At 64.3% G+C, this 25,829-nt stretch carries 23 protein-coding genes; 16 read left to right on the top strand and 7 right to left on the bottom strand.

Annotated elements, in window-relative coordinates; all coding sequences use genetic code 11:
* Window positions 1–87: 87 nt before the first annotated feature.
* The 5 genes from E1748_RS24385 (at window position 88) to E1748_RS24365 (ending at window position 8,030) form a co-directional block, all read left to right on the top strand.
* Complete coding sequence (locus E1748_RS24385) at window positions 88–3,273, top strand: efflux RND transporter permease subunit (protein WP_133649839.1); 3,186 nt, start codon at window positions 88–90, stop codon at window positions 3,271–3,273.
* A gap of 12 nt (window positions 3,274–3,285) precedes the next feature.
* Window positions 3,286–4,566, top strand: coding sequence for an efflux RND transporter periplasmic adaptor subunit (locus E1748_RS24380; RefSeq protein ID WP_133649838.1), 1,281 nt, complete (start codon window positions 3,286–3,288; stop codon window positions 4,564–4,566).
* Entirely contained in the window at window positions 4,563–6,095 is a 1,533-nt protein-coding gene (locus E1748_RS24375) for an efflux transporter outer membrane subunit (RefSeq protein ID WP_133649837.1), read from the top strand. The genes E1748_RS24380 and E1748_RS24375 overlap by 4 nt, the downstream gene beginning before the upstream one ends.
* A 229-nt stretch (window positions 6,096–6,324) precedes the next feature.
* Window positions 6,325–7,578, top strand: a complete 1,254-nt coding sequence (locus tag E1748_RS24370) for an MFS transporter (RefSeq protein WP_133649836.1) — start codon at window positions 6,325–6,327, stop codon at window positions 7,576–7,578.
* A gap of 266 nt (window positions 7,579–7,844) precedes the next feature.
* The gene (locus tag E1748_RS24365) at window positions 7,845–8,030 is read left to right on the top strand and encodes a hypothetical protein (RefSeq protein ID WP_133649835.1); all 186 of its coding nucleotides are present in this window, start codon (window positions 7,845–7,847) and stop codon (window positions 8,028–8,030) included.
* Window positions 8,031–8,070: 40 nt separating this feature from the next.
* On the opposite strand, the gene E1748_RS24360 is transcribed toward E1748_RS24365, so the two are convergent.
* Complete coding sequence (locus E1748_RS24360) at window positions 8,071–9,114, bottom strand: fatty acid desaturase family protein (RefSeq protein WP_133649834.1); 1,044 nt, start codon at window positions 9,112–9,114, stop codon at window positions 8,071–8,073.
* Window positions 9,115–9,279: 165 nt separating this feature from the next.
* Window positions 9,280–10,323 carry an L-glyceraldehyde 3-phosphate reductase gene (mgrA, locus tag E1748_RS24355; protein WP_133649833.1) on the bottom strand — a complete coding sequence of 348 codons (1,044 nt, stop codon included), beginning with the start codon at window positions 10,321–10,323 and terminating at the stop codon, window positions 9,280–9,282.
* A 255-nt stretch (window positions 10,324–10,578) separates the two neighbouring features.
* Here mgrA and E1748_RS24350 point away from each other — a divergent pair, with 255 nt between their 5' ends.
* The gene (locus E1748_RS24350; RefSeq protein WP_133649832.1) at window positions 10,579–10,782 is read left to right on the top strand and encodes a DUF3185 family protein; all 204 of its coding nucleotides are present in this window, start codon (window positions 10,579–10,581) and stop codon (window positions 10,780–10,782) included.
* Between the two features lie 42 nt (window positions 10,783–10,824).
* Here E1748_RS24350 and E1748_RS24345 read toward each other — a convergent pair whose 3' ends face one another.
* A complete protein-coding gene (locus E1748_RS24345; protein ID WP_133649831.1) occupies window positions 10,825–11,586 on the bottom strand; it encodes a phytanoyl-CoA dioxygenase family protein in 762 nt (253 codons plus the stop codon).
* Window positions 11,587–11,999: 413 nt separating this feature from the next.
* Between E1748_RS24345 and E1748_RS24340 the strand changes: the two genes are divergently transcribed.
* Entirely contained in the window at window positions 12,000–12,353 is a 354-nt protein-coding gene (locus E1748_RS24340) for a hypothetical protein (RefSeq protein ID WP_133649830.1), read from the top strand.
* A gap of 125 nt (window positions 12,354–12,478) precedes the next feature.
* Here E1748_RS24340 and metK read toward each other — a convergent pair whose 3' ends face one another.
* Window positions 12,479–13,666 (bottom strand): methionine adenosyltransferase, encoded by a 1,188-nt coding sequence (metK, locus tag E1748_RS24335; protein ID WP_133649829.1) that lies wholly within the window; start codon window positions 13,664–13,666, stop codon window positions 12,479–12,481.
* Between the two features lie 290 nt (window positions 13,667–13,956).
* Between metK and E1748_RS24330 the strand changes: the two genes are divergently transcribed.
* The 9 genes from E1748_RS24330 (at window position 13,957) to hslU (ending at window position 23,397) form a co-directional block, all read left to right on the top strand.
* Window positions 13,957–14,841 carry a lipid A biosynthesis lauroyl acyltransferase gene (locus E1748_RS24330; RefSeq protein WP_133649828.1) on the top strand — a complete coding sequence of 295 codons (885 nt, stop codon included), beginning with the start codon at window positions 13,957–13,959 and terminating at the stop codon, window positions 14,839–14,841.
* 63 nt (window positions 14,842–14,904) lie between these two features.
* The gene (gene dapF, locus E1748_RS24325; RefSeq protein WP_133649827.1) at window positions 14,905–15,768 is read left to right on the top strand and encodes a diaminopimelate epimerase; all 864 of its coding nucleotides are present in this window, start codon (window positions 14,905–14,907) and stop codon (window positions 15,766–15,768) included.
* Window positions 15,769–15,818: 50 nt separating this feature from the next.
* Window positions 15,819–16,526, top strand: coding sequence for a DUF484 family protein (locus tag E1748_RS24320; RefSeq protein WP_133649826.1), 708 nt, complete (start codon window positions 15,819–15,821; stop codon window positions 16,524–16,526).
* Window positions 16,527–16,558: 32 nt separating this feature from the next.
* Complete coding sequence (xerC, locus tag E1748_RS24315; protein ID WP_133649825.1) at window positions 16,559–17,482, top strand: tyrosine recombinase XerC; 924 nt, start codon at window positions 16,559–16,561, stop codon at window positions 17,480–17,482.
* 54 nt (window positions 17,483–17,536) lie between these two features.
* Window positions 17,537–18,742 (top strand): class I SAM-dependent rRNA methyltransferase, encoded by a 1,206-nt coding sequence (locus E1748_RS24310; RefSeq protein ID WP_133649824.1) that lies wholly within the window; start codon window positions 17,537–17,539, stop codon window positions 18,740–18,742.
* 189 nt (window positions 18,743–18,931) lie between these two features.
* Entirely contained in the window at window positions 18,932–20,047 is a 1,116-nt protein-coding gene (locus E1748_RS24305; RefSeq protein ID WP_133649823.1) for a CobW family GTP-binding protein, read from the top strand.
* A gap of 618 nt (window positions 20,048–20,665) precedes the next feature.
* Window positions 20,666–21,085, top strand: a complete 420-nt coding sequence (dksA, locus tag E1748_RS24300; RefSeq protein ID WP_133649822.1) for an RNA polymerase-binding protein DksA — start codon at window positions 20,666–20,668, stop codon at window positions 21,083–21,085.
* Between the two features lie 422 nt (window positions 21,086–21,507).
* Window positions 21,508–22,044: an ATP-dependent protease subunit HslV gene (gene hslV / locus E1748_RS24295; RefSeq protein WP_133649821.1), complete on the top strand. Its 537-nt coding sequence runs from the start codon at window positions 21,508–21,510 to the stop codon at window positions 22,042–22,044.
* Between the two features lie 9 nt (window positions 22,045–22,053).
* The gene (gene hslU, locus E1748_RS24290) at window positions 22,054–23,397 is read left to right on the top strand and encodes an ATP-dependent protease ATPase subunit HslU (RefSeq protein ID WP_133649820.1); all 1,344 of its coding nucleotides are present in this window, start codon (window positions 22,054–22,056) and stop codon (window positions 23,395–23,397) included.
* Window positions 23,398–23,452: 55 nt separating this feature from the next.
* On the opposite strand, the gene E1748_RS24285 is transcribed toward hslU, so the two are convergent.
* The 3 genes from E1748_RS24285 to E1748_RS24275 are packed head-to-tail and all read right to left on the bottom strand — an operon-like array spanning window position 23,453 to window position 25,628.
* Complete coding sequence (locus tag E1748_RS24285; protein ID WP_133649819.1) at window positions 23,453–23,995, bottom strand: response regulator transcription factor; 543 nt, start codon at window positions 23,993–23,995, stop codon at window positions 23,453–23,455.
* Window positions 23,992–25,311: an ATP-binding protein gene (locus E1748_RS24280; RefSeq protein ID WP_133649818.1), complete on the bottom strand. Its 1,320-nt coding sequence runs from the start codon at window positions 25,309–25,311 to the stop codon at window positions 23,992–23,994. Before E1748_RS24280 ends, E1748_RS24285 begins: the two co-directional genes overlap by 4 nt.
* Before the next feature lie 38 nt (window positions 25,312–25,349).
* Complete coding sequence (locus E1748_RS24275) at window positions 25,350–25,628, bottom strand: cysteine-rich CWC family protein (RefSeq protein WP_133649817.1); 279 nt, start codon at window positions 25,626–25,628, stop codon at window positions 25,350–25,352.
* Window positions 25,629–25,829 lie beyond the last annotated feature (201 nt).

Here is a 25,829-nt window from a genome sequence, read left to right as displayed (position 1 = left end):
CCGGTCGCATAGGCGCTCCGCCGCCTATATGATCTTCGCCGCCTGCACAGTTTTTCAGGTTCTGCCCTCACCCCGACCGCACCGCTCATGTGGATCGTTCGCCTGGCGCTGCGGCGCCCGTACACATTCATCGTTCTCGCGTTGCTGCTGATGATCGTCGGTCCGCTGACGATCATGCGTACGCCGACCGACATCTTTCCGAACATCGACATCCCCGTGCTGTCGGTGATCTGGACGTACAACGGTCTGCCCGCCGACGAGATGGAAAAGCGCATCGTGCTCAACTACGAGCGCGGTCTGTCGGTTGCGGTCAACGATATCGAGCACACCGAATCGACGTCGCTGAACGGCATCGCGGTCGTGAAGATCTTCTTCCAGCCGCACGCGAACATCGACGAGGCGCTTGCTCAGGTCACCGCACTGTCGCAGGCGCAGGTGCGCTCGCTGCCGCCGGGCATCACGCCGCCGTTCATCCTGCGTTATAACGCGTCCACCGTTCCGATCCTGCGACTGTCGCTGTCTTCGTTGAAGCTCACCGAGCAGGAGCTGTTCGACTTCGGCAACAACTTCCTGAAGACGCAGCTCGCCACCGTGCCCGGCGCATCGGCGCCGTTGCCGTACGGCGGCAAGCAGCGGCAGATCATGGTCGACATCGACTCGCGCAAGCTGCAGCAGCGCAACCTGTCGCCGATGGATGTCGTTAACGCGATCAGCACGCAAAATCTGATCCTGCCTTCGGGCACCGCGAAAATCGGCTCCACCGAATACTCGATCGAAATGAACGCGAGCCCCGAGACGCTCGAGGGCCTCAACGACATTCCGATCAAGACCACCGACGCCGGCACCGTCTATATCCGCGACGTCGCGCATGTACGCGACGGTTTCCAGCCGCAGACCAACATCGTGCGCGTGAACGGCCAGCGTGCCTCGCTGCTGACGATCAACAAGAGCGGCAACACGTCGACGCTCGAAATCGTCGACCGCATCAAGAACATGATGCCGGTGCTGCACAATCTCGTGCCCGCGTCGCTGAACATCGATCCCGTCGCGGACCAGTCGCTGTTCGTACGCGCCTCGGTGCAGGGCGTGCTGCGCGAAGCGCTGATCGCCGCGTGCCTGACCGGCCTGATGATCCTGCTGTTTCTCGGCAACTGGCGCGCGACGCTGATCATCGCGGTGTCGATTCCGCTATCGATGATCACGTCGATCATCGCGCTGTCCGCGCTCGGCGAGACGATCAACATCATGACGCTGGGCGGACTCGCGCTCGCGGTCGGGATTCTCGTCGACGATGCGACCGTCGCGATCGAGAACGTCAGTCATCAGCTCGAACAGGGCAAGAATCTCGAGCAGGCGATTCTCGACGGCGCGCATCAGATCGCGATTCCGACACTCGTCTCCACATTGTCGATCTGCATCGTGTTCGTGCCGATGTTCCTGCTGTCCGGCGTCGCGCACTATCTGTTCATCCCGCTCGCCGAAGCGGTCGTGTTCGCGATGCTCGCGTCGTACTTCTTCTCGCGAACACTGGTGCCGACGCTCGCGAAATATCTGCTGCGCAATCACCACCGTCCCGCCGATCTGCATCACACCGGCGGTACGAGCCGCAACCCGTTCATGCGCGTGCATCTCGCGTTCGAACGCGGTTTCGAGAGCCTGCGCGAGCGCTATCGTGTGTTTCTCGTCAAGCGCGTCGAGCGACCCGGCATGTTCGTCACGGTCTTTCTGGCGTGCTGTGGGCTATCGCTGCTGCTGATTCCGTTTCTCGGCCGCGACTTCTTCCCGGCAGTCGATGCAGGCACGATCGCGCTGCATCTGCGCGCGAAGACCGGCATGCGCGTCGAGGAAACGGCGGTCGTCACCGATCGCGTCGATGCGCGCATCCGTCAGCTGATTCCGCCGAAAGAACTGCATTCGCTGATCGACAACATCGGGCTGCCGGTGTCGGGGATCAACCTGTCGTACAGCAACACCGGCACGATCGGCTCGTCGGATGCGGACGTGCTGATCACGCTGAATCCCGATCATCATCCGACCGCCGACTACGTGCGCACGTTGCGGCGCACGCTCACCGACGAATTCCCCGGCGTGCAGTTCGCGTTCCTGCCGGCCGACATCGTCAGCCAGACGCTGAACTTCGGGATGCCGTCGCCGATCGACGTGCAGATCGTCGGGCGCGACGTGGACGGCAACCGCGCGTTCGCCGCGACGCTGCTGAACCGGCTGCGCGGCGTGCCGGGGCTCGCCGATGCGCGCATCCAGCAGCCGGCGGACCTGCCGCGTATCTTCATCGACGTCGATCGCACACGTGCGCAGCAGGCCGGCTTCACGCAGAAAGACATCGCGAGCGATCTGCTGATCACGCTGTCCGGCAGCCAGCAGACCACGCCGACGTTCTGGCTGAATCCGCGCAACGGCGTCAGCTATAACGTGATCACCGAAGCGCCGCAGTACACGATCGATTCGCTGCAGGCCCTCGCGAATATTCCGCTGAACGTGAACGGCCACAGCAACATCCTCGGCGCGCTGTCCACGATGCGGCGCGAAGCGGGCCATGCGGTGCTCACGCACTATAACGCGCAATCCACGATCGACATCTACGGCACCGCCGACGGCCGCGACCTGGGCGCGGTGTCCGACGATATCGAAAAGGTCATCGCGAGTTCGAAGGCGGATCTGCCGAAAAGCTCGACGATCTCGGTGCGCGGCCAGGTGCAGACGATGAACGATTCGTTCTCCGGCCTGTTCGCCGGGCTGCTGTTCGCGATCGTGTTGGTGTATCTGCTGATTGTGGTCAATTTCCAGTCGTGGCTCGATCCGTTCATCATCATCACCGCATTGCCGGGCGCGCTCGCGGGCATCATCTGGATGCTGTTTCTCACACACACCACGCTGTCCATTCCCGCGTTGACCGGCGCGATCATGTGTATCGGTATCGCGACCGCGAACTCGATTCTGGTGATCAGCTTCGCGCGCGAACAATTGCTGGAACACGGCGACGCCACGCGCGCCGCGCTCGAAGCGGGCTTCACGCGCTTCCGCCCGGTGCTGATGACCGCGCTCGCGATGGTGATCGGCATGGTGCCGATGGCGATCGGCCTCGGCGAAGGCGGCGAGCAGAATGCGCCGCTCGGCCGCGCGGTGATCGGCGGGCTCACGATCGGCACGCTCGCCACACTCGTGTTCGTGCCGGTCGTGTTCTCGATGATCTATCGCCGGCTCGCCGACCGGCGGCGGCACGCGGCGGAACACGTGGTTCACAAGTCATCCTGAGGCAGAGCATCGATGGAAGGTCAACATCCTGACGACAACACCCCGCCGGGCAGCAAGCTGGTGACGACCGCCGCGGCGGCGTCCCACCGCGGTCGCTGGCTCGCGATCGCGGCGATCGTCGTCGTCCTCGCGCTGGCCGCCCAGGGCATCTGGTCGCGGCACACCGCGCACGCCGCGCTCGAACGCGACGCGGAGCATGCGAGCGCGCTCAGCGTGTCCGTCGTGCAGCCGAAGAAGTCGACGGCGGGCTTCGACCTGGTGCTGTCGGGCAACGTGCAGGCCTTCCTCGACACGCCGATCTACGCGCGCACGAACGGCTATCTGAAGCAGTGGTACGCGGACATCGGCGCGCACGTGAAGGCTGGCCAACTGCTCGCCGAAATCGAAACGCCTGAAGTCGACGATCAACTGCGCGCCGCGCGCGCCGACCTCGCGAATGCGCAGGCCAACTACGCGCTCGCGAAAAGCACCGCCGATCGCTGGACCGACATGCTGAAAAGCAACTCGGTATCGAAGCAGGAAACCGACGAGAAGGTCGGCGACATGCTCGCGAAGAAAGGCACGCTCGACGCCGCGCGCTTCAACGTCGCGCGGCTCGAAAAGACGCAGTCGTTCCAGAAGGTCTACGCGCCGTTCGACGGCATCGTCACGGCGCGCAACGTCGACGTCGGCGCGCTGATCGACGCGGGCAGCTCGGGCGGCCCGGCGAAGGAACTGTTCCATGTCGCGTCGGCGGACAAGCTGCGGGTCTACGTGAACGTGCCGCAGGCGTACGCGCAGCAGATCCATGCGCAGCAGAACGCGTACCTCACGCTGATCGAGCGGCCGGCGAAGCATTTCCCCGGCACCGTCGCGCGCAGCGCCGGCGCGGTCGATCCGCAGCAGCGGACCATGCTCGTCGAAGTGGACGTCGACAACCGCAACGGCGATCTGCTGCCCGGCGCGTACGCGCAGGTGCATTTTTCGCTGGGCGCGGGCGGCGCGCCGTTCACGCTGCCCGGCAATACGCTGCTGTTCCGTCCGAGCGGCGTGAAGGTCGCGACCGTCGATGCGCAACAGCGCGTGAAGCTCGTGCGCGTGGTGCTCGGCACCGACTTCGGTACGCGCGTCGCGATCGCCTCCGGATTGCAGGGCGACGAACGGGTGATCCTGAATCCGCAGGACTCGATCGTCGACGGCGCGCCGGTGCGGATCGCGGCGACGAAGCCGGCTGGCAGCGAACCGACGAACGATGCGGCGAGCGCGCCGGCAGCCAGTGCGGCCGCCGGCGAAACGCCAAAGGCCGCAGAGTGAGCACGCGGCGTCTCTCTTCGCGCGGCGCACGCGGCACACTCGCGGCGCTAATCGCGGCATCCGCTGCATCTGTGTTCACCGGATGCACGGTCGGCCCCGACTACGTGCGGCCCACCGCGACCACCGCCGCGACCTATAAGGAACTCGACGGCACCGGCTGGAAACCCGCACAACCCGCCGACACCGCGTTACGTAGCGCGTGGTGGGCGGTCTACGCCGATCCGTCGCTGAACGCGCTCGAACAGCAGGTGGCCGGTGCGAACCAGAACGTGCAGGCGGCGCAGGCGCGCTTTCGCGCGGCACGCGCGCAGGTCGCGCAGTACCGGTCGAGCTTCTTTCCGGTCGTGAGCGCGGGCGGCGACTTCTCGCGCGCGCGGTCGTCCGCGAACGTGCTGTACAAGTCCACCGCGGGTCGCACGATCAACGACTATCTCGTGCAGGGCGACGCGTCGTGGGAACCGGATCTGTGGGGCCGCGTGTCGCGCACCGTCGAAGGCGCGAAGGCGAACGCGCAGGCTAATGCCGCCGACGCGCAGTCGGTGCTGCTGTCGATGCAGGCCGAACTCGCCACCGACTACTTCGAACTGCGCGGCATCGACAGCGAACAGCGGCTGCTCGACGACACGATCAAGGCGTATCGCGAAGCAGTCGATCTCACGCAGCATCGTCTGACGGGCGGCATCGCCACCGACGCCGACGTCGCGCAGGCGCAAACGCAGTTGCAAACCACGCAGGCGCAGGCCATCGATCTCGAGGTGCAGCGCACACAGCTCGAACACGCGATCGCGATTCTCGTCGGCGAATCGCCGTCCACGTTTTCGCTGCCGGTCGCGCCGCTCGCCGCCGTGCCCGTCGTCGCACCGGCCGGCGTGCCGTCGGCGCTGCTCGAACGGCGGCCGGATATCGCGTCGGCGGAACGGCACGTGGTCGACATGAACGCGCAGATCGGTGTCGCGACCGCTGCGTTCTTTCCGAACCTGATGCTGTCGCTTACCGGCGGTCTCGAAGCGACCAACTACAGCCAGTGGCTGCTCGCACCCGCGCGCTTCTGGTCGCTCGGACCGTCGCTCGCGGGCACGCTGCTCGACTTCGGCGGACGCGCGGCCGTCAAGGCGCAAGCGCAGGCGCAATACGACGAGAGCGTGGCGCAGTATCGGCAGACCGTGCTGACCGCGTTCGGTCAGGTCGAGGATAATCTCGCCGCGCTGCGCGTGCTCGAACGCGAAGCGCTTGCGCAGGATCAGGCGGTGTCCGCGTCGCAGCGCTCGCTCGCGATCGTGTCGAACCGCTACAAGAACGGTGCGATCACCTATCTCGACGTCGTCGTCGCGCAGACCACCGCGTTGACCAACGAGCGCCAGGCGGTGTCGATTGCGCGTCGCCGGATGGCGGCTAGCGTTGCGTTGATCAAGGCGCTTGGCGGCGGGTGGGATGTGTCCGCGCTGCCGACCGGCGATCAGCTCGTGCATCCGGATTCTGATTCGAAGAAGCCTGATGCGCCTGCGAGTGCGGTAGCGGCGAAGGGGTAGGGAACCGGACGCATGTCGCGGCGTTGTGTGCGTGGTGTGGCGTCGCGTACGTTGCATGCAATGTGTTGCTCGCGCTGCACCTGTCCGGTTCACCTGTCACCGCGCACGTTGCACACCGACTCGCCTTGTTCCGATACCGCGTCCGCCACTACATCGACACCGCGCTCCCCGCCCCCTCATCGTCCCGATCGGCGTATCGTTTGATGTTTCGCCGCCAGGAGACCCGTTCGTGACCGCCCCGCCGAAGCCCGATCGCACCACTTCTTCGGCCCCGTCTTCTTCCGACTCCCCCTATCTCGAACGCGGCACGCGGGCTTACTGGCGCGCGAGCATCGCGCTGCTGTTCGCGGGCTACGCGACGTTCTCGCTGCTCTACTGCGTGCAGCCGCTGCTACCCGCTTTCTCGGACGCGTTCGGCGTGAGTCCCGCGCAGAGCAGCCTGTCGCTGTCGTTGACGACGGCTGCGCTCGCGGTCGCCGTGTTCGTCGCGGGCTTCGTGTCGGAAGGCTGGAGCCGGCACCGGTTGATGACCGCTTCGCTGACGCTGTCGTCGGTGCTTACGCTCGCGGTCGCGTTCACGCCACAGTGGCACATGCTGCTCGTGCTGCGGACGCTCGAAGGACTCGCGCTCGGCGGCGTGCCTGCTGTCGCGATGGCTTATCTCGCGGAGGAAGCGCATCCGGATGGCCTCGGCCTCGCGATGGGACTCTACGTCGGCGGCACGGCGATCGGCGGGATGGCGGGGCGCGTGATCACCGGCATCGTCGCGGACCTGTTCTCGTGGCGCGTGTCGATCGGCACGATCGGCGTACTCGGCTTGCTGTCGATGCTCGCGTTCCGCGCGCTGCTGCCGCCGTCGCGTCACTTCGTGCCGCGTCGCGGGCTCGGCTTCGCGCATCATCGCGCGGCGCTCGCCACACACTTCCGTCAACCTGGATTGCCCGCGCTGTTCCTGATGGGCTTCGTGCTGATGGGCAGCTTCGTCACGCTGTACAACTACATCGGCTATCGCCTGCTCGCGCCGCCGTACCGGTTGAGTCAGACCGCGATCGGCACGATCTTCGTCGTCTATCTGACGGGCGTCGTCGCGTCGCCGTGGTCGGGACGCATGGCCGATTCGTTCGGCCGCGGACGCGTGCTGATCGCGAGTCTCGTCCTGATGCTCGCCGGCCTCGGGCTCACGATGCTGCATCCGATCGCGGCCATCGCCGGCGGCATCGCCTGCGTGACGTTCGGCTTCTTCGCGGGTCACGCGGTTGCGAGCGGCTGGGTCGGCCGGCTCGCGAAGGAAGCGAAAGGCCAGGCGGCCGCGCTGTATCTGCTCGCCTACTATCTCGGCTCGAGTATCGTCGGGTCGTACGGCGGTCGATACTGGACCGCGTATGGATGGAATGGCGTGGCAGGCCTGGTGAGTCTGCTGCTCGTCGTGGGCGTCGCGATTGCGTGGCGGTTGCGCAGCCGGGAACGCATCGGCGCGGCTTGATCCGCAGGCTCCGTAGCCCGCTTTTTTCACGGCAAAGCGCATATTCGGAAAGGCGCTTGTAAACATACGCTACACACTCGCAGCCGGGTCATAAACCACGCGAAGCCCTGTGGCACAGGGCTTCGACAGTAGACAAACCGGTGCTCTAACGGCACGCCCGCGAGAAACACGCGGAAATCCGTCGCCTATACTCGAATCGAGTCGACGCTCGCCAGAAAAATCAGAACCCGGCGTACGACGAAGAAGGATCCGATAAGGAGACGAGCATGACGACCTATTTCACGATCAGTGATTTCATTCTGGTCATCCCGATGGCGCTCGCCGGTGCGTTATTCCTCGGGGCGCTACCGTGTGCGACCGAATTCAGACACAACACACTACGCGTGCTGGGCGCGCTGATTGGTGTCGCGTTCGCGGTTGTGCTTGTCGAAGGTCTACCTGCGCTGATATGACGTTCGCGCGTCAGCGCGAGCGTCACGTGCCGTCGACGGTTTAGTCGACGCGGCCCGAACGCAGGAGTTGCCGCAGCGCGGCGCGGAAGTAATGCGCGTCCGCTGCTTTCGTCGTGTCCGGTTGCATTGCCGCGTGATCGTCCGCGAGCGCGGGTAGCGCTGTCCACGGTAGTGTCGGGTAGCGGTGATGCAACTGATGCAGATGGTGATTCATCAGCACCGTCCGCCAGATTCGAGGCACCCGGAAATTGCGCGCACGTCCCGACACATCGAGCGGTACGTCGTAGTGCGGCAGGTTGTCCGCGAGCGACAGCCACAGGCCGCGCAGAAGCATCGTCGCGAGCAATAGCGGCCACCATTCTCCATACAGATGAAACGCGAACGCGTGCAGCGCGAGCGACAGCAATGCGTCGCGCCGGATGCGCGCGCGTCGTGCGGGATCGCTTGCGAACGTGACGAACAGGCGCTGCACATCCGCGCCTACGGGTCCATCTGCACCGATCGCACGCGACACCAGACGACGCGTCACACCTGCCGGCACGCACGCCAGAATCGGCAGCATCGTTTCCGCCAGATACAGCCCGCCGAGCAAACGTACGTAGTACGACGCCGCGCGCTTCCATGCACGCGAGGTACGCGACGGTGCGCCCGAGGCATCAGATGCAACGCCGTCGTCGAATACGTCGGGCCGGTCGTACGGTTCGCGCGTAAAGCGATGGTGCATCAGGTGACCGAAACGAACTGCTTCGAACGGCAGCATGAACGCAATGGCAAGCCGCCGGCCGACCGCCTCGTTCCAGCGACGCTGCGGCAGCAGTTGTCCGTGAATCGCTTCGTGGATCAAACCCCAGTGCATTGGCGCGAGCACGACGAACAGCAGCGTGACCGCAGCGATGAGCCACCACGCGACATCCACACGCGCCAGCAGCAGCGGCCAGCCGAACAGTTGCAACAGCAACGCCGCGAACACGAGCGCGAGCAACGCGACGTTCGCGCGCCGATCGATGGCGACCCGTTGCGATGGCCGCTGTGGCTTCTGCCGTGACGCCTGTGATGCATCCGCTACAGCGGCCTGTCGATCCATCGTCGCTCCGTCGTCGATTCGATATCGCCGGAGAACTTAGCAACGCAGGATGACAACCGGAAGAATCGCGCGTGAGCCGGTGAGGACCGGTAAGGGCCAATAGGGGCGAATAAGCAGCACAATAAAAAAGCCGCCCGAAGGCGGCTTGCGATGCAGCGCGAACGCTCAGATATGCTGATCCGTCGACGGCTTTTCCCACAGGTTCACGCCGCCTTCCGTCGCGTAGCGGTCGATCTCCGCGAGCTCTTCCTTCGTGAACGACAGGTTCTTCAGCGCGCCCGCGTTCTCGATCACCTGCTCCGGCTTGCTCGCGCCGATCAGCGCCGACGTCACGCGCGAATCGCGCAGCGTCCATGCGAGCGCCATCTGCGCGAGGCTTTGTCCGCGACGCTGCGCGATGTCGTTGAGCTTGCGCACGTGCTCGATGTTCTGCTCGCTCAGATGCTCCTGTTTCAGCGAGCCGCCACCGGCCTTGTTGATCCGTGCGTCCTGCGGCACGCCGTTCAGATACTTGCCCGTCAGCAGACCTTGCGCGAGCGGCGTGAACGCGATGCTGCCCGCGCCGACTTCATCGAGCGCATCGAGCAGTTCGTGTTCGACCCAGCGATTCAGCAAGTTGTACGCGGGTTGATGGATCAGCAGCGGCACCTTGTATTCGCCGAGCAGCTTCGCCATTTCGCGCGTCTTCGCCGCCGAATACGACGAGATGCCGATGTACAGCGCCTTACCCTGCTGCACGGCGGTCGCGAGCGCGCCGGCGGTTTCTTCGAGCGGCGTGTCGGCGTCGAAGCGATGCGAATAGAAGATGTCGACGTAGTCGAGACCCATGCGCTGCAGGCTCTGATCGAGGCTCGCGAGGATGTACTTGCGCGAGCCGCCGCCCTGGCCGTACGGACCCGGCCACATGTCCCAGCCCGCCTTCGACGAGATCAGCAGTTCATCGCGATACGGCTTGAAGTCGTCCTTGAACAGCCGACCGAAATTCGTTTCGGCGCTGCCATACGGCGGGCCATAGTTGTTCGCGAGGTCGAAGTGCGTGATGCCGAGATCGAACGATGTACGCAGGATTTCACGTTGAACGGACAGCGGCGTGGTGTCGCCGAAGTTGTGCCACAGCCCGAGCGACAGCGCGGGCAGTTTGAGACCCGACTTGCCGCAAACGCGGTACTGCATGTCCGAATAGCGTGCCGAAGCTGCTTCGTAAGCCATGGGTGAAATCCTTGGTGAGAAATGGATGAAAGCGGGAGAGGTCGCCGAGCCACTTGCCGGACGAGAGGGGCTAAGTTCAGAGCGGGTACGTCGAACGCACTATGTTAGCGAATCGCAGCACGCCGTGCAGCCGCTTTAGATGCGCAACAGAACATGTGGGACGAAGCCTGCGGTGAAATCGTTACCGCAACGGAATGGACGCTGCGGCGCGGGTCTTCTACACTGCGGGCCATCCATGGATCGACGAGGCCCTTCATGACGAAGATGATTTCAGTTGCATTGATTGTCGGCGGCATCGTGCTGCTGTATTTCGGCGGACAGTCGTTCCACTCGTTCAGCAACGACGTGTCGCGTGTGTTCACCGGCGCGCCGACCAACCGCACGATGTTTCTGATCGCCGGCGGAGTCGTCGCGACGGTCGCGGGGCTGGTCGGCCTGACGCTGTCGGCCAAACGCTGAGCGAAGCCGAAGCCGAAGCAAAAGCCGCAGCTGCGCCCGAAGTCAGAACGCGACTTCAGGCTTCGACGCGGAGCGCGTGCCCGGCAGCGGCACGTTGCTCGCGCCGTGATACGTGAAGACGAGCGAGAACTTCACGTCGTCGGTTACGTTCTTGCCCGCCGAATGCAACGTGTTGCAGTGGAAGAAGACGACGTCGCCGGGTTTCAGTTCGGGCGAGTACGCGGTGTCGATGAGTGCCTTGTTCTCCGGCAGATCCGCGCGGAAGAACTTCGCTTCGTCGAAGCGGTTCGACGTGAACGTCTCCGCGTGCGAATGCGGGACGAACCACAGGCCGCCGTTATCGACGGTTTCCGGGCCGAGCGCAACCCACACGGACACCAGATCGTCGCGCTCGAACGACCAGTAGCGCACGTCGCGATGCCAGCCGGTCAGGCTGCCGTACGCGGGATGCTTGGTCATCATGCAGTTGTGATGCGTGCGCGACAGGCGCGGCTCTTCGCCGAAGTACAACTCCATCCAGCCGCGAATCTCGGGCGCGGTCGCCCATTCGCGAAACCGCGGATGACGCGCGTACGCATCGAGCAATCGCCGCACCGTATGACCGCCTTGCGCGTGCCGCGATTCCGGCGCGCCGGGATAGCGCAGGTCGGCTTCGAACTCGATCGGGTCGGCCGCTTCCTGAAGTTGCTGCTGCGCGATCTGTTTGAGCTCCGCGCAGCGCTCGGGCGACACCAGCCCCGGCACGATGACAAAGCCCTGCTCGCGCAGTGTCTGGATCTGTTCCTTTTTCGAATGGCCTGGCATGGGGTTTCCGCTTCTTTGGACTGACCGTATGCCCGATTGTAAATCGTGCGGGATCGCACTGCGTCGGCTTTGCTGCGTCAATGGGGCGCACTGCACGATGCAAGGGCACGCGCGCACGGCGATCGCGCCCAAAGGGTATGATCCGTGAATCCGACGCGAGGGTAAAAACGGACTTCCGACCGTCACGAATCGCGTGTAGCCTGAATTTCATGTCGTACGCAATGTCCGCGATTTCAGTCTTCGCGGCGCGGCGGATGCGAGCCCTGGTGGCCCGTTCTGCCCGTCCCGAGACGCTTCCGTCTTCTCCCCGGCCTGTCCGTCGCGCGGTGGGTGCCGTCATTGGCACGCTTGCTGCTGCGATTGTGCGCGTCTCGCGCATCTCCCCTGCGCGCCGCCGACCCTCTTCGAAAGCCATGCACACTCTTTTAAGCACCCGACTCACACGAGCCGCACGCATCGCCGCGCGTCCGGCGCAGCGTCACGTTGCACGCGCGCTGCGTCACCACTCCGCGCGAACGCGCGCGCTCGCCGGGCAATGGCGTGGGGCGCATCCGGTCGATGGCATCCGCACGTGGTTCAATGCATTCTTCGCCGCGCTGCGTGCACGCCGCAGTTCGCATCGGTTGTCGCTACGCACGCTGCTGCGCAAACCCGCGCCGCTGCGCGCACCGTCCACGCGACGGATTCCCGCGCCGCACAGTACGAGCCGTCGGCCGCGTCGAATGGGCGCGAGCAGCGCGGGCTGGTTCGCGTTCGCGGCGCGCTGATCGCTGATCGCTACGCATCGTCTCTCCCGTCTTTCGGTCTCTCGCGCACGCGCATGAAAAAGCCCCGCACGGCCGATGCCGTGCGGGGCTTTGTTCAGACGTCGCGATAACGACTGCTTACGCGATCAAGCGGTCGCAGCAACCGGTTCCGTGCCGGCAGCTTCGGCAAGGACGAGCGCCTTGTCCGTCGCTTCCCACGAGAATTCCGGCTCTTCGCGGCCGAAGTGACCATACGCGGCCGTCTTTTCGTAGACCGGGCGCAGCAGGTCGAGCATCTGAATGATGCCCTTCGGACGCAGGTCGAAATGCTCCTGCACGAGACGCGTGATCGTCGCATCCGACACGCGACCCGTGCCGAACGTGTTCACCATCACCGACGTAGGTTGCGCCACGCCGATCGCGTACGACACCTGGATCAGGCAACGCGACGCGAGGCCCGCAGCCACGATGTTCTTCGCGACGTAACGGCCGGCGTAAGCAGCCGAACGGTCCACCTTCGACGGATCCTTGCCCGAAAACGCGCCGCCGCCGTGCGGTGCCGCACCGCCGTACGTATCGACGATGATCTTGCGGCCCGTCAGACCGCAATCGCCTTGCGGGCCGCCGATCACGAACCGGCCGGTGGGGTTCACGAGGAACTTGATATCGCCCTTGATGAGGTCGGCCGGCAGCGTCGGCTTGATGACTTCCTCGATCACGGCTTCGCGCAGCACCGACAGTTCGATGTCCGGCGAATGCTGCGTGGACAGCACGACGGTGTCGATCGAATGCGGCTTGCCGTCGACGTAGCGCACGGTGACTTGCGACTTCGCATCCGGACGCAGCCACGGCAGACGACCGTCGCGACGCAGATTCGCCTGACGCTCGACGAGACGATGCGACAGGTGGATCGGCAGCGGCATCAGTTCGGGCGTTTCGTCGCATGCGTAGCCGAACATCAGGCCCTGGTCGCCGGCGCCTTGATCGAGGTTGTTGTCGTGCGCACGGTCGACGCCTTGCGCGATGTCCGGCGACTGCTTGTCGTACGCGACGAGCACCGCGCAGCCGCGGTAGTCGATGCCGTAGTCAGTGTTGTCGTAGCCGATGCGCTTGATCGTGTCGCGCGCGACCTGGATGTAGTCGACGTTGGCCGTCGTGGTGATTTCACCTGCGAGGACGACGAGACCGGTGTTGCACAGCGTTTCCGCTGCAACACGCGAGTATTTGTCCTGCGTCAGGATGGCATCGAGAATCGCATCCGAGATCTGATCCGCGACTTTGTCGGGATGGCCTTCGGAAACGGATTCGGAGGTGAAGAGATAGTCGTTTGCCACGTTACAGACTCCTGATGTGTGGTTACGGTTGAGTTTCACGTAGCCAGCTTCGGGAGCCTGAAGCGGCGACGCTTTAGCGGACTTCCTGACCAGCCCCGACGCAAAGACGCGTGAAACGCATCCTGCATTGTGTGACCGGCTTCGCCCCGCAAGTTGTCTATTAACTCGGCGAAGCCCTTATTATAGCGACTTCTCCAATTTGTCGCAGAGTACCCACGCGTGCCGTATATCCATTCGTTCAGCGTATTTCGCGGCTTCGCGTCGCGCGCAGTCGTGTCCGGAGCGCACGCATGATGGGCCGGCTCGGCCTGAAGCTAGCCGTCGGCCTGCTGAAGCTGTTCGCGCTGCTGCCGTACGGCTTCGTCGCGCGTCTCGGCGACGGGCTCGGCTGGTTGCTGTATCAGATCCCCAGCCGGCGCAGGCGTATTGTTCACATCAATCTGAAGCTGTGCTTCCCCGAGTGGAGCGACGAGCACCGCGAAGACATTGCGCAGAAGCATTTCCGCCACGCGATCCGCAGCTATCTCGAACGCAGCTTTCAGTGGTTCGCGTCGGCGAAGAAGCTCGAAAAACTGGTGCAGATCGACAGCGAGATCGATCTTCTCGACCCCGATATGCCGCCCACTTTGCTGCTCGGTTTTCACTTCGTCGGCATCGAAGCGGGATCGGTCTTCATCAACCACGCACTGCAACGGCAGTGCGGCGCGCTCTACCAGCCGATGTCCAGTCCGGAACTCGAAGCGGTCGCGAAGACCGCACGCGGCCGTTTCGGCGCGGACATGGCGAGCCGCGCCGACAGCGCGCGGATCGTGCTGCGCTGGCTGCGCGAACGCAAGCCGGTGATGCTCGGCGCGGACATGGACTACGGGATGCGCAACTCGACCTTCGTGCCGTTCTTCGGCGTGCCGACCTGCACGCTGACCGCGGTCGGCCGCCTCGCGAAAGTCGGGCACGCGCAGGTGGTGCCGTTTATCGGCGAGGTGCTGCCGAACTACAAGGGCTACCGGCTGCGCGTGTTCAAGCCGTGGGACAACTACCCGACCGGCGACGACGACGTCGACGCACGCCGGATGAACGCGTTCCTCGAAGAGCAGATTCCGAAGATGCCGGAACAGTATTACTGGGTGCATAAGCGCTTCAAGACGCGACCGCCTGGTCAGCCGGGGTTTTACTGATTTACCGGACGAAGCACTGCGGGCCGATGCAAACGCATCGCCCGCGTCCCGTACAATAGTGGGATGAAACTGAAATTCACCAAGATGCACGGCGCGGGCAACGACTTCGTCGTGCTCGACGGCTACACGCAGCCGCTCAGCCTGAGCGCTGCGCAGGTACGCGCGCTCGCCGACCGGCATTTCGGCGTCGGCGCGGATCAGTTGCTGCTGGTCGAGCGGCCGACCATCGAAGGCGTCGATTTCAGGTATCGCATCTTCAATTGCGACGGCGGCGAAGTCGAACACTGCGGCAACGGCGCACGCTGCTTCGTCAAGTTCGTCCGCGACCAGGGTCTCACCGATAAACGCAGCCTCCGCGTGCAGGTGCAAAACGGCATCATCGTGCCGACCATGCAGCCGAACGGCGACGTCGTCGTCGACATGGGCATTCCGATCTTCGAACCCGTGCGCGTCCCGTTCGATGCACAAGGTCTCGATGGACGCCATGAAGGCGACGACACGCTGTGGCCGCTCGACGTGAACGGCACGACGCGCTGGATCTCGTCGGTATCGATGGGCAATCCGCACGCGGTGCAGATCGTCGATGACACCGAGGCGTTTCCGGTCGGCGTCGACGGGCCTGTTATCGAACACCATCCGCGCTTTCCGCAGCGGGTCAACGCGGGCTTCATGCAGATCGTCGGACGCAGCGAGATCAACCTGCGCGTCTACGAGCGCGGCGCGGGCGAAACGCTCGCGTGCGGCACCGGCGCATGCGCGGCGGTCGCGGCGGGCATCCGTCGCGGGCTGCTCGATTCGCCGGTCACCGTGCACACGCACGGCGGCGCACTGACTATTTCGTGGGACCGCGCGCGCGACGACGCGCCGCTGCTGATGGCCGGCCCGGCCACGACCGTCTTCGAAGGCGAGATCGAACTGGCCGACTGATTCCTCTCATTCAACGCAGCGTCCGACCCGGACGCTCATCCGCCGAAACCATGAACGATCGCGAAGTCGCCGAATACCTGCTGGCCAACCCCGAATTCTTCGCCGAACACGCGGAGATGCTCGCGACCATCCGTCTCGCGAACCCGCACGGAAAGGCCGCCGTGTCGTTGCAGGAGCGGCAGATGGAAATGCTCCGCGACAAGAACAAGCATCTCGAGCGCCGGCTCGCCGAACTCGTGCGCTACGGCCACGAGAACGACAGCATCGCCGCGAAATTCAGCCGCTGGACCGTGCATGTGATGGCCGAACGCGACCCGTACGCACTGCCGCGCACGATCGCGAACGGCCTGCGCGACGTGTTCGACGTGCCGCAGGCTGCGCTGCGCGTGTGGGACGTTAGCGAGCCGTATGCGCAGGCTGACTTCACGCGCAACGTCGGCGAGGAAGTGCGGATTTTCGCGAACAGCCTCGTCGCGCCGTACTGCGGCGCGAACACCGGCTTCGAAGCCGCGCAGTGGCTCGCGCCGGTTGCCGCAGCCGACGACGCAGCCGGCACGTCGGCCACGACCGAAGCGATCGAATCGATTGCGCTGCTCGCGCTGCGCGATCCCGAAGGCAGCGCCGATGCGCCCGCGTTCGGCCTGCTGGTGATGGGCTCGGCCGATCCGCGCCGCTTCCACGACGGCATGGCCACCGATTTCCTGACCCACATCGGCGCACTTGCCGGAGCGGCGCTGAGCCGCCTGCTACCGCGCTGATGTGCTGACGTACTGACGAGCCCGCCGCCATCGTGACGTCCGCCGATCCAGTCGCCGACTACCTCGCGATCCTCGAAAACGAGCGGCGGTTGTCGGCGCACACGCTGCGCGGCTACACGCACGAACTCGGCGAACTGCAGAAGCTCGCGAACGGCCGGCCGCTCGAAAGTCTCACCACTGTCGACATCCGCGGCGCCGTCGTGCGCGCGCATGCGGGCGGGCTGTCCGCGCGCTCGATCGGTCACCGGCTGTCGGCATGGCGCGCGTTCTATCGCTGGCTCGCCGGACGCGTCGAGCTGCCCGCGAATCCGTGCTCGACGGTGCGCGCACCGAAACGCGCGAAGACACTGCCGAAGGCGCTATCCGTCGACGATGCGCACACGCTGATGGAAGCGCCCTCCGCAGGCACCGCCGAGAACGTCCGCGACCATGCGATCCTCGAACTGTTCTACTCGTCGGGTCTGCGGCTCGCGGAGCTGGTCAGCCTCGACGCGCGGTACACGAAGGTGGACGGCCATGAATCGGTGGGCTGGCTGAAGCTCGATGCGGCGGAAGTCGAAGTGCTGGGCAAGGGCAATCGTCGCCGGACCGTACCGGTGGGCAGCAAGGCACTCGACGCGCTGCGCGCATGGCTCGCGGTGCGCGACGAGTTCGTCAAAAACGATCCGCATCCGCTGTTCCTCACCGCGCGCGGCAACCGGATGTCGCCGAACGTCGTGCGCGATCGCGTGAAGCGCGCGGCGCTCGTCGCCGGCATTCCGGCGAACGTGCATCCGCACGTGCTGCGCCATTCGTTCGCGACGCACGTGCTGCAGTCGAGCGGCGATCTGCGTGCGGTCCAGGAACTGCTCGGTCACGCGAGCATCACCGCGACGCAGGTCTATACGGGCCTCGATTTCCAGCATCTCGCGCGCATTTACGATGCGGCGCATCCGCGCGCTAAAAAGCGCGACTGACGCCGGTCGTCACATCGGCGGCTGTGTCTGCCGAATCCTCCACGAAGTGAAGTCATGAATATCGTTACGCTCAAACCGTCGAAAGAAAAATCGCTGCAGCGCCGGCATCCGTGGGTCTACGCGAATGCAATCGATCGGGTCGACGGCAAGCCGGTCGCCGGCGATACGGTGCTCGTGCGTGCGCACGACGGCCGCTTTCTCGCGCGCGCCGCATGGAGTCCGCATTCGCAGATCCGCGCGCGCGTCTGGAGCTTCGACGAAACCGAACCGATCGATCACGCGTTCTTCAAGCGCCGCGTGCAACGCGCGCTTGCGCATCGGCAGACGATGGTTCGCGATACGGGTGCGGTTCGGTTGATCTTCGGTGAGGCGGATGGTTTGCCGGGGTTGATCGTCGATTACTACGTGCCGGATGCGTCGCAAAACGCCCAGGGCCAGCTCGTCTGCCAGTTCATGGCCGCAGGCGTCGAAGCATGGAAAACCGCGATCGTCGATGCGCTGACCGGCGCGACCAGTTGCCCGAACGTCTACGAACGCTCGGATGTATCGATCCGCGAGAAGGAAGGCCTCGGGCAGATCACCGGCGTGCTGGCCGGCGACCCGCCCGCCGACACGCTGATCGCGAGCGAGAACGGCGTCCGCTATCACGTCGACGTGCTGCACGGTCACAAGACCGGCTTCTACATCGACCAGCGCGACAACCGCGCGCTCGTGCAGCAGTTCGCACAGGACCGCGACGTACTGAACTGCTTCTGCTACACCGGCGGTTTCTCGCTGGCCGCGTTGAAGGGCGGGGCGAAGCGGGTCGTGTCGGTGGATTCGTCGGGCGAAGCGCTCGCGCTCGCGCAGCGCAACGTCGAGGCCAACGGCTACGATGCGGCGCGCGCCGAATGGCTCGACGCGGATGCGTTCAAGACGCTGCGTCGTCTGTACGACGAAGGCGAGCGCTTCGATCTGATCGTGCTCGATCCGCCGAAGTTCGCGCCGTCGCGCGAGCACGTGGACCGCGCCGCGCGCGCGTACAAGGACATCAATCTGACCGGCTTCAAGCTGCTGCGACCGGGCGGCCTGCTGTTCACGTACTCGTGCTCGGGTGCGATCGACGCCGATCTGTTCCAGAAGATCGTCGCGGGCGCCGCAGCCGACGCGCGCGTCGATGCCCGCATCCTGAAACGCCTTGGCGCGGGCGTCGATCATCCGCTGCTCACGGCGTTCCCGGAAGGCGAATACCTGAAAGGACTGCTGTTGCAAATCGCGTGAACGTCCCCATCTGGCCGGGATTACGCGTCCGCGCGGGCAGCCGGTAACGCCGCCGCCGAGCGGGGGCTTGACAGATATGTTTCAATAATTGGCTGAACCACGCGCGGCGATGCCCGCGGCTTGCACCCCGCGTGGCCCCAATCACTGATGCACCGATCCACCGATTCACGTACCCAGACAGGCGACCACATGATTCCCGTCACCATCCTGACCGGCTTTCTGGGCAGCGGCAAAACCACGCTGCTCAAACGCATCCTGAACGAGAAGCACGGCATGAAGATCGCCGTGATCGAAAACGAGTTCGGCGAAGAAAACATCGACAACGAGATCCTCGTGCAGGACTCGAACGAGCAGATCATCCAGATGAGCAACGGCTGCATCTGCTGCACGATCCGCGGCGATCTGGCTCGCGTGCTCGCCGACCTCGCCGCGCAGAAGCGCGACGGCAAGCTCGATTTCGACCGCATCGTGATCGAGACCACCGGCCTTGCGAATCCCGGCCCGGTCGCGCAGACGTTCTTCATGGACAACGACATCGCCGATGAGTTTTTGCTCGACGCGATCATCACGTTGGTCGACGCGAAGCACGCGAACCATCAGCTCGACGAACACGAAGTCGTGCAGCGCCAGGTCGGTTTCGCCGATCGTCTGTTCATCACGAAGGCCGATCTCGTCGATGAAAACGCAGTGGCGGATCTGCGGCACCGTCTGCTGCACATGAACCCGAAGGCGGCGATCAAGGTCGTCAATTTCGGCGAAGCGGACATCAAGGAAATCTTCGATCTGCGCGGCTTCAACCTGAATTCGAAGCTCGAGATCGATCCGGACTTCCTCGCCGAAGACGATCACGATCACGACCACGACCACGATCATGCGCATGGCCACGATCACGACCATGATCATGACCACGCAAACTGCGATCACGATCACGGCCATTGCGATCATGAAGGCCACGCTCATGAGGGCCACGATCACGCACACCACAATCATCACCACGCGCATCACGACGACAAGATCAAATCGTTCGTCTATCGCAGCGACCGCCCGTTCGATCCGAACAAGCTCGAAGATTTCCTCGGCGGCATCCTGCAGATCTACGGCGAACGTCTGCTGCGCTACAAGGGCGTGCTGTACATGAAGGGCGTCGATCGCAAGGTCGTGTTCCAGGGCGTCCACCAGATGATGGGCAGCGACCTCGCCGCGAAATGGCAGCCGGTCGAAAAGAAGACCAACAAGATGGTCTTCATCGGTATCGAACTGCCGCAGGATCTGATCACCGACGGCCTCGACGCCTGCCTCGCCTGACCTCACCCCGAAGCTTGTCCGGCATGCTGCCAGCAAGCAGTCACCGGACCCGTGCCGCACGGCACGGGTAGTCGGGCACGGCGTATGCATGGCCTTTTGGCGAGCCGCCCAGCGGGCCAAATGGCTAGCCGTCCGGCACGCGTGAAAACCCTGTTGCCGCAAAGCGCGCACGACCATCGCTTTTTGATTGTCGGCGCGTTATATTTTCGGGAATCGGGGGCGGAAAGCCTGGGACTCTCCCGGTTGCGGTGCCGTATTGTGATTCAGTTACAATACGTGCCCACTGGAGAAGGACAACGAATCGGCCGGCCGTTGCGTGTCTCGAGCCGGGCCTTGAAACGGCGCCGGAAAATCTCGTCTGGAAGATAACGCCGACATCGCCGCCGGCCAGGATAGGGTCAGCAGGCGTACCCAGTCTGCAATATCTCTGGAGTCTACGAAGCGGTTCCAGAGGAGTTCGGCCCCGCATCGGCGCATGAGCGCCACGCGTCCGGCATCACGACAGTTCACCGTCCTGTTCGCCGGCGTTCATTGAGCGTCATACCGACGCCGTTGCGGGCTACACGAAAGTGCGGGCAATATGTATGAGTTTTGCCCCACATTGAAGAAGCAAGCCAGATGACGACGAAACGACCTTTGACTGAGCCCGAAATCCTGAAGATGAGCGACAAGGATTACATGAACGAGGATCAGCTCGCCTTCTTCAAGAACAAGCTCGAACAGCTGCAGGCGGACATTCTCCGCAATGCCGGCCAGACGACCGAAAACCTGCGCGAAACCGTGATCGTGCCGGACCCGGCCGACCGCGCGACGATCGAGGAAGAGCATGCGCTGGAACTGCGCACGCGCGACCGCGAACGCAAGTTGCTGAAGAAGGTGCAGCAGTCCATCGCGCGCATCGAATCGGGCGACTACGGCTGGTGCGAAGAAACCGGCGAACCGATCGGCATTCCGCGACTGCTCGCGCGCCCCACGGCGACGCTGTCGCTGGAAGCGCAGGAACGCCGCGAGCTGCGCCAGAAACTGTTCGGCGACTGACCGCCACGGCGCGGCCGGTTCCGCGCCCAGTGCATTGCTTCGTCGAAAGGCGCACGGTATTCCGTGCGCTTTTTTCTTTGGGGCAGCTGGTTTGTGTCGCCTTCTCTGCGCGGCCTCACCGCACCACCGGCCCGCATTTGCGTGCATCTCTACGTGCATCTTTTACCTGCTCCCCAGCCTCGCCCCGACCGCATCGGTCTTTCTTCCAAAACCCGCACACCAATAGCCGCTTTTTCACCGCAGCCCACACGAACGGCTCTTGATATGACGCGGCACGCCCTAAAATAAATCGGACATGCGCCGCACGTGCGCGCGCGGAAGTCTCGCGCGGCGCCGTCCGCTTTCCCGCTCTGAGCGAGCGGCCGCATTCCACGGTGGCGCGGCGCGCCATCGGTCTTCCCCGTTTTGCAAAAGGAACGCAAATGGAGCAATTTCACGGCACGACGATCGTCTCCGTGCGACGCGGCGACAAGGTCGCGCTCGGCGGCGACGGTCAGGTCACGCTGGGCAACATCGTCATGAAGGGCGGCGCGAAGAAAGTCCGACGCATCTATAACGGCAAGGTGATGGTCGGCTTTGCCGGCGGCACCGCCGATGCGTTCTCGCTGCTCGACCGCTTCGAAGGCAAGCTCGAGAAGCATCAGGGCAATCTCACGCGCGCCGCCGTCGAACTCGCGAAAGACTGGCGCACCGACCGCATGCTGCGCCGGCTCGAAGCGATGCTGATCGCCGCCGATGCGCAGACCACGCTCGTCATCACCGGCAACGGCGACGTGCTCGATCCGGAAAACGGCATCTGTGCAATCGGTTCGGGCGGTTCGTATGCGCAGGCCGCTGCGCAGGCGCTCATCGACAACACCGATCTATCGCCGCGCGACATCGTCGAGAAAGCGCTCGCGATCGCCGGCGACATGTGCATCTATACGAATCACAACCGCGTCATCGAGACGATCGAGTAAGGACCCACGATGAGCACCATGACTCCCGCCGAGATCGTCTCGGAACTCGACAAACACATCATCGGCCAGGACCGCGCGAAGAAAGCCGTCGCGGTGGCGCTGCGCAATCGCTGGCGGCGTCAGCAGGTCGCGGATCCGCTGCGTCAGGAAATCACGCCGAAGAACATCCTGATGATCGGACCGACCGGCGTCGGCAAAACCGAAATCGCGCGGCGTCTCGCGAAGCTCGCCGACGCGCCGTTCATCAAGATCGAAGCGACCAAGTTCACTGAAGTCGGCTACGTGGGCCGCGACGTCGACAGCATCGTGCGCGATCTGATCGAAATCTCGGTGAAGCAGACCCGCGAAACCGAAATGCGCAAGGTCCGCTCGAAGGCGCAGGACCAGGCCGAAGACCGCATCCTCGACATCCTGTTGCCGGGCGCACGCACGGTCGGCTTCGGCGCGGGCTCGCAGGAATCCGCCGGCAGCGACGACAATGCCACGCGTCAGACCTTTCGCAAGCGTCTGCGCGAAGGCCAGCTCGACGACAAGGAAATCGAACTCGACGTCGAACTGCCGCAACCGGGCATGGACATCATGGGGCCGCCGGGCATGGAAGACATGACCGAGCAGATCCGCTCGATGTTCGCGAACATCGGCGGCGGCAAGAAGACGCGCCGCAAGCTGAAGGTCAAGGAAGCGCTGAAGGTGTTGAGCGACGAAGAAGCGTCGAAGATGCTCAACGACGAGGAAGTGAAGACGAAGGCCGTGCAGAACGTCGAGCAGAACGGCATCGTGTTCCTCGACGAAATCGACAAGATCGCGTCGCGCAACGAAGCGGGCGGCGGCGAAGTGTCGCGTCAAGGTGTGCAGCGCGATCTGCTGCCGCTCGTCGAAGGCACGACGATCAACACGAAGTACGGGATGGTGAAGACCGATCACATCCTGTTCATCGCGAGCGGTGCGTTCCATCTCGCGAAGCCGAGCGATCTGATTCCCGAACTGCAGGGTCGCTTCCCGATCCGCGTCGAACTGGATTCGCTGTCGGTGAAGGACTTCGAAGCGATTCTCGATGCCACTGACGCGAGCCTCGTCAAGCAATACCAGGCGCTGCTCGCCACCGAAGACGTGCACCTCGAATTCGCCGACGACGGCATCCGCCGCCTCGCGGAGATCGCGTTCTCGGTGAACGAGAAAACCGAGAACATCGGCGCGCGCCGGCTGTACACGGTGATCGAAAAGCTGCTGGAAGAAGTGTCGTTCTCGGCGGGCAATCACGCGGGCACGAGCGTCAAGATCGACGCCGCGTATGTGGATCGCGCGCTGAATGAAGTGGCACAGGACGAAGACTTGTCGCGCTACGTGCTGTAAGCGCCAAGCTGCACATAACGGGCGGTCTTGCGGATCTCGCAAGACCGCCCGTTTTTTATTGCTTGACCGGCCGCTTCGCGAGCTTGCGTTGCAGCGTGCGTCGATGCATGTTCAGCGCACGCGCGGTCGCCGAGATGTTGTTGCCGTTTTCCGCGAGCACGCGCTGGATGTGTTCCCATTCCAGCCGCGCAACCGACAGCGGCACCGGATTCTCGATTGCCTCTTCCGCCTGCAGCTCGCTGGCCTCGCTTTGCAGCGCGGACAGAATCGTCTCGACGTTCGCGGGCTTCGCCAGATAATTGTCCGCGCCGTCCTTCACCGCTTTCACGGCCGTCGCGATGCTCGCGTAGCCGGTCAGCACCAGCATCCGTGCATCCGGTTGCAGTTCGCGCAGCGGCGCGACGAGGTTCAGACCGGAATCGTCGCCGAGATGCAGATCGACCGTGATCTGGCCGAACTTCTGCTGGTTCGCGAGACGGATCGCCTCGTCGGCGTTGTGCGCTTCGGCCACCACGAAACCACGCCGCGTGAGACCGCGCGCGAGGATGCCGGAGAATACTTCGTCGTCGTCGATGACCAGAAAATTGTTGTCGCTCATTTGTGTTTCTCCACATTGGGGAACGCCAGGTCTGAACCCGCTCCCCCCGATGAATCATGTCCTGCCACCGGCAAACGCAACACCGCCCGCGTCCCCCGCGGCCTGATATCGCGCGCGTCGGTCAACTCAATCGACCCACCCAGCCGCGCCGCCGCCGAAAACGCCAGATACAGCCCCACACCCTGGCCGCCCTGCGTGCTATCGACCGGCATCGTCCCAAGCAACGTGCGCAGCGCCGACGGAATCCCGAGACCCGCATCGCGCACCTCGAACTCGACGAAATCGCCACGCGGTGTCTCGACTGCAGACAGCGTCACGTGATCGCGACTCGCGCGTGCCGCGTTGTCGAGCAGGATCGTGAGGATCTGGCCGGCCGCGACCGTATCGGCGAGCGTCGCGCTTTCGGGCGGCGCACCGAGCAGCTGGAACGTCACGTGCGGATGACGCAGCCGCCATTGCTCGGCGAACGATTCGAGCCATTGTGCGACCGTCTGCCGGTTGCCCGACACTTCGTGCGTCGCCGCGCGGCTACGCAACCGCGCGAGCGCCGACGTGCACAACGTCATTTGCCGTTCGAGCAGATCGAGGTCGGCGGAATACGGCGCGAGGCCGGCGTCGGTGTGCGCGGCATCGCGCAGCTCTTCGGTCAACATCGCAATGGTAGACAACGGCGTGCCGATTTCGTGCGCGACCGTCGCTGCCTGCACGCCTAGCGCGACCGCGCGTTCGTCGCGGAGCAAGCGCTGCTGCGCGTCGCCGAGCGCTGCGTCACGTTGCCGCAGCGCTCGCGACATCCGCGCAACGAACCACGCAATCAGCCCGACGCTCACCATGAAGTTCACCCACATACCCGAGCGGTAGTAGTCGAACAGGTTCGCCGGATTATCGAGATTGAGCGGCACCGAATCGAAACCGAGCACTGCGTAGCAAGCCACCGCGAACGCGGCGAGCCACAGCATCAGATGCCACGGCAGCACGGCGGCGGCAATCGCGAGCGACGGCAGGTACAGCGACACAAACGGATTGGTCGTGCCGCCCGACAGAAACAGCAGCGCCGACAGCGAGCCGAGATCGACCCAGATCTGGCCGAACAGCTCAAGATTCGATTCGGGCTTCGCGCGCGCGACGCGCAACCACGTGAGCGCGTTGAACAGCGCTTCGAGCGCGATCACGAGCAGCATCGCGGGCAACGGCAGATGCACGCCGATAAAAATCTGCACGAACGCGATCGTGCCGAGCTGGCCGATGATGGCGAAGCTGCGCAGCCAGAAGAGATGGCTGAGATTGACGCGGCCGGTGTTGGTGAGGCGTTGCATGCCGTCAGTTTACATGGTGACGTCGCACCGGACGCCGCTTATCGCGCAGGGCCGGGTGTCTCGGGTGCGTCTGACGCGGCGTGCGCGCGGGCGATCTCGTCGGCGAGACATTCGGGACACAGGCACGCGCGACCGGGCACGAGACGCTCGGTGGGTAGCGCGGGCATCGCGCGGCACCAGCACGGAGGCGTGTCGGTCTGCTGACCAGCGGCTGCGGCTGCCCGCATCCCGCAATCGAACGCATGACCGCAGCGCGGACAACGCCCGCTGGCGGACGCGGAAGCAGAGGTGGACGAACGATGAGCCGACGGGTTCATGGCAAGACAGTTCGATGACAGCGGCAGCGCCGATGTGGCCATGATGCCACGCCCGCCAACCGACCACATCCGCTGAACATCCGCAGAAAAAGCACCCCGGCCGACCGTGCATGGCGCAGTGCGGGAAGCGTCGCTGAAACCCCGCCCAAAGCCGCTTCGAAAACCCTGTTGCAGCGCGCCAGTCCTGTACAATTCGCCCTT

The organism is Paraburkholderia flava (assembly GCF_004359985.1).
Taxonomy (GTDB): domain Bacteria; phylum Pseudomonadota; class Gammaproteobacteria; order Burkholderiales; family Burkholderiaceae; genus Paraburkholderia; species Paraburkholderia flava.
This window is presented reverse-complemented; position numbering and strand designations above follow the sequence as displayed.

Bases quoted from the DNA above. Each gene is read 5' to 3' on its own strand.
- E1748_RS24310 (WP_133649824.1), top strand. From the start codon at position 17,537: ATGAATATCGTTACGCTCAAACCGTCGAAAGAAAAATCGCTGCAGCGC.
- E1748_RS24350 (WP_133649832.1), top strand. From the start codon at position 10,579: ATGACGAAGATGATTTCAGTTGCATTGATTGTCGGCGGCATCGTGCTG.
- hslU (WP_133649820.1), top strand. From the start codon at position 22,054: ATGAGCACCATGACTCCCGCCGAGATCGTCTCGGAACTCGACAAACAC.
- E1748_RS24345 (WP_133649831.1), bottom strand. From the start codon at position 11,586: ATGCCAGGCCATTCGAAAAAGGAACAGATCCAGACACTGCGCGAGCAG.
- mgrA (WP_133649833.1), bottom strand. From the start codon at position 10,323: ATGGCTTACGAAGCAGCTTCGGCACGCTATTCGGACATGCAGTACCGC.
- E1748_RS24280 (WP_133649818.1), bottom strand. From the start codon at position 25,311: ATGCAACGCCTCACCAACACCGGCCGCGTCAATCTCAGCCATCTCTTC.
- dapF (WP_133649827.1), top strand. From the start codon at position 14,905: ATGAAACTGAAATTCACCAAGATGCACGGCGCGGGCAACGACTTCGTC.
- E1748_RS24360 (WP_133649834.1), bottom strand. From the start codon at position 9,114: ATGGATCGACAGGCCGCTGTAGCGGATGCATCACAGGCGTCACGGCAG.
- hslV (WP_133649821.1), top strand. From the start codon at position 21,508: ATGGAGCAATTTCACGGCACGACGATCGTCTCCGTGCGACGCGGCGAC.
- E1748_RS24275 (WP_133649817.1), bottom strand. From the start codon at position 25,628: ATGAACCCGTCGGCTCATCGTTCGTCCACCTCTGCTTCCGCGTCCGCC.
- dksA (WP_133649822.1), top strand. From the start codon at position 20,666: ATGACGACGAAACGACCTTTGACTGAGCCCGAAATCCTGAAGATGAGC.
- E1748_RS24330 (WP_133649828.1), top strand. From the start codon at position 13,957: ATGATGGGCCGGCTCGGCCTGAAGCTAGCCGTCGGCCTGCTGAAGCTG.
- E1748_RS24320 (WP_133649826.1), top strand. From the start codon at position 15,819: ATGAACGATCGCGAAGTCGCCGAATACCTGCTGGCCAACCCCGAATTC.
- E1748_RS24385 (WP_133649839.1), top strand. From the start codon at position 88: ATGTGGATCGTTCGCCTGGCGCTGCGGCGCCCGTACACATTCATCGTT.
- E1748_RS24285 (WP_133649819.1), bottom strand. From the start codon at position 23,995: ATGAGCGACAACAATTTTCTGGTCATCGACGACGACGAAGTATTCTCC.
- E1748_RS24380 (WP_133649838.1), top strand. From the start codon at position 3,286: ATGGAAGGTCAACATCCTGACGACAACACCCCGCCGGGCAGCAAGCTG.
- E1748_RS24305 (WP_133649823.1), top strand. From the start codon at position 18,932: ATGATTCCCGTCACCATCCTGACCGGCTTTCTGGGCAGCGGCAAAACC.
- E1748_RS24365 (WP_133649835.1), top strand. From the start codon at position 7,845: ATGACGACCTATTTCACGATCAGTGATTTCATTCTGGTCATCCCGATG.
- E1748_RS24340 (WP_133649830.1), top strand. From the start codon at position 12,000: ATGCACACTCTTTTAAGCACCCGACTCACACGAGCCGCACGCATCGCC.